Below are 3111 nucleotides of genomic sequence, written 5' to 3' on the forward strand. Positions count from 1 at the left end.
ACGGCTTGCATCTAAAAAGATTAATGCTATTTTTGAAAGAGGCTATCCCGGAGGGATTTAGTTCAACATCATGTATAAAACATTGGGGTTTAAGTGGTTACTTGAAGCATTCTGCCCCGCATCAGCTTTTGCAACGGCAGACAGTGATGAAGCCCGCAATCCCCAACGTTTCATACATGTATCCGTTGGCAGTAATAAAAAAAGACACCCTGCAAAATTGATAACTATGATAAAAAACGGAATTATAATTTTATTTTCATGTATTATATTGACGAGTTGTTACAATACTCTTTTACCAATTCGGATTCCAACAAGTTCCCCGAGAATTCCTGACAATTCGATTAAAAAAGAAATACCAAGATACCCAAGCAATAAGCTATTTAAATATTACAAATTCACTAAACAAAAACAGAAACAACTTGATTTGTCAATTCCTGAAAACGGATTTGATTCATTACAGATTCGACTTTGGTTTACATACCCCGAGAATCTTTATCAGTTCGGAGAACTAATAGAATTAAACTATAAAAATGGACAAGAACCAGTTGCAAAATATTACAAACTTGATATTTTCTTTAATCCAACACGAGAATATGAGGTGATAAATCGTTTCAAAGACACTACAATTAATAACCCTAAAAATGGGTGGGTTGACTTCACTAATAAATTAATGGATTTAAAAATTATTGAACTTCCTACGATAAGTGACATCAAAGTATTTCAAGATTCAGTAATGCTTGATGGTTTATTTAACAACACAAGCTTAACTGTAGTAACTGAAATATCTACAGATTCGTATTATCGTTATTTTGAATATAATAACTTTGATAAATATCAAAACATTGATGAAGTAAATAGAATGTATCAATTCATCAAATATATTCGTGAGAATTTATACATGTATCCTATTGACTCTAATTGGTATAAAGAATAAAACATATAACATGAGATTGAAAACATATATTTTAACAATTGTCCTTTTCATAGTTTCTGGACACTTGTTTGGTCAAGTTGACAGGAAAAATGCAAAGTTCATGGATACCTGTTCGATTAGTGTAACTAGTTCAGAGATGATTTTAAACCAGAATCCTATTGATAGTACAAATCAATTTATAGTTAGGTGTAATTGTGAATTACCTAAGTATAGACTGTCGATGTTTGATAGATGGGGAACAGTTGTGCTTTCGTCCAATGACATAAATGATAAATTAGAATTTTCGAATATAAAAAAAGGATTTTATGTTTGGGTGGTAGAGGTTAAATATCCTAATGGGAAAAAGGATAGCAAAAAAGGTACAATAAAAATTGAATGATAAAAATTTACTACTGCCAATATATAGGAATATGAGCGGTCGGAACGACCCAGCGATTATTCCAGGTTGAACGACATCCCGTCAGGACTACAACTGGCAGCTATGGACTTTTTGTCGGTTTTTGATGTTTTTGGCAAGAACGCCTATGCTGCGTTCGTGCTGTTTTTAACCTTTTCGGTTTAAGAGAAGAGTGGTCTTTGTGTTTCAAATGTTGAAAACCAGCTTCTTTTGGGCTTAACCCTCCCCGTCAAGGCAATACGATGCCGAACCTCATGTGAATGAAGTTTTTAAAGGGAATGTTATGTTGGTTACTGCAACTTATCAAAAAGCATAGAAGGCAGATGCCCTGTGGGTGACCGAATCCTGGACAAGGTTCTGATGACAATCAGACGACCCGCTTTGCAATGCGGACATTTGGTTATGTCAAATCCTGTCAATCTTAAAATGCGCTCTGGAGCCGTTTCGGGCTTTTGTTTAGCTGTCATCTGGTCAATGTCAGGCTTTTCATCGGGCACAAATTGCAAATCCAGATGGAGTTTTGTGGTGTGATGATAAATACCGAACCGACGGATACGCACGTAACCATCTGGCATAACATGCAAAAGAGAATCGACGCAGAAACTCTTCTCCGTTCAGGGATACCGGTTTTATTTGTGCCCGGTCGCGGTAGTCTTTAGCCACGAAAGTGACATTTGTTGAGTCAACATTCAATATCCGCTGGTTGCTGATGGCAATGCGATGGGTGTATTGCCCCAGATACCTGATGACATGTTCGGCGCCAGCCATTGAGGGTTCGCAATAAACGACCCACTTTTTTTGATGAGCGGCTTCAATGCAGACTTTGAAGCCATCCATTGCAGATCGTCTTCGCAGTTCCCACATTTTAGTGTCATGTTACTACCGCTACAAGAGTGCAATCGAAAGGAGACTGCGATAGTGATGATAGTGATAGTAGTTGACTGGGCAGCCACTTCCTAGAGGAATAGAAACGTGGAAACGTGGTGAAGTTTGTTAAGGAAAGAGAGCTCCCAAGGGTCTGATAGTGGAAGTGTAACTGCGCTATGGATAGGGTTGAACTAAATCCATGCGGGATAGCATATTTGAGAAATAGCATTAATGTGGTTAGATGCAAGCATGTTATAATTGCGTTTCTCGTTTTTAAGATATGTAGGTATGAGATAGAGAGCAACGTTGAAGATTGGAGAGTGGGGCCTGGTTGTTGGTGTGGAGTTTATGGGCAGGGCTATAAAGAGGGAGCGTCAGGTGGTATTTCGTGGGGAGAGTTAGAGGACTCGGAAGAAGTAGATTCGGTGGAGAGTGACTTTGGTTATATATTTTAAATGATTGTGTGCAGACGTAGCGGAAGATGGGATCAGCGAGTGTTTGGGGGAGTTGGCGATCGACGTGGGGGATCATGCGCGGAGCAGTTTCAAGCTTATGGTTTATGGGCTAAGGTATTAATACAGTTTGTGGGGGATGAAGAAAGGGGTTACTATTGAGCGTGTATAAGAGGAAGAGAGGAAGGATATGGTGGTGCTGGGCTGCGAGGAGATAAAGAAGGGATGTTGGGAAGTTGGGATGATTAAGAAGCGAATGATCGGTTAGAAGGTTTAATCCGTGGGATAATGGGGGGGAGGGGTAATCGAGGTGTAGAGAGTGGAGGTTGACGTTGAGAGAGAGGTTGGCTTACATAAGGTTTTCCCGCATAACCCAGGATAATCCTTTGACGCTGTAGCGACCGTCAGCCTCTTTGCCATTGAATAGCCAAACATGCGGATTCTCGGCTCTGAGATATTTT

At 39.5% G+C, this 3111-nt stretch carries 3 protein-coding genes and 1 pseudogene; 3 read left to right on the forward strand and 1 reads right to left on the reverse strand.

What is annotated here, in order from left to right; translation table 11 throughout:
* Positions 1-70: 70 nt before the first annotated feature.
* Positions 71-934, forward strand: coding sequence for a hypothetical protein (locus ALKIM_RS0100005; RefSeq protein WP_026472878.1), 864 nt, complete (start codon positions 71-73; stop codon positions 932-934).
* Between the two features lie 10 nt (positions 935-944).
* Positions 945-1313, forward strand: a complete 369-nt coding sequence (locus tag ALKIM_RS0100010; protein ID WP_026472879.1) for a gliding motility-associated C-terminal domain-containing protein — start codon at positions 945-947, stop codon at positions 1311-1313.
* A 308-nt stretch (positions 1314-1621) separates the two neighbouring features.
* Here the strand turns inward: ALKIM_RS0100010 and ALKIM_RS19470 are convergent.
* Positions 1622-2189 (reverse strand): annotated as a pseudogene (locus ALKIM_RS19470) (IS91 family transposase); the annotation flags it as partial.
* Positions 2190-2431: 242 nt separating this feature from the next.
* On the opposite strand from ALKIM_RS19470, the gene ALKIM_RS0100025 reads away from it, so the two are divergent.
* The gene (locus tag ALKIM_RS0100025; protein WP_157363645.1) at positions 2432-2653 is read left to right on the forward strand and encodes a hypothetical protein; all 222 of its coding nucleotides are present in this window, start codon (positions 2432-2434) and stop codon (positions 2651-2653) included.
* Positions 2654-3111: the final 458 nt, after the last annotated feature.

It is taken from the genome of Alkaliflexus imshenetskii DSM 15055 (genome assembly GCF_000517065.1).
GTDB lineage: Bacteria > Bacteroidota > Bacteroidia > Bacteroidales > Marinilabiliaceae > Alkaliflexus > Alkaliflexus imshenetskii.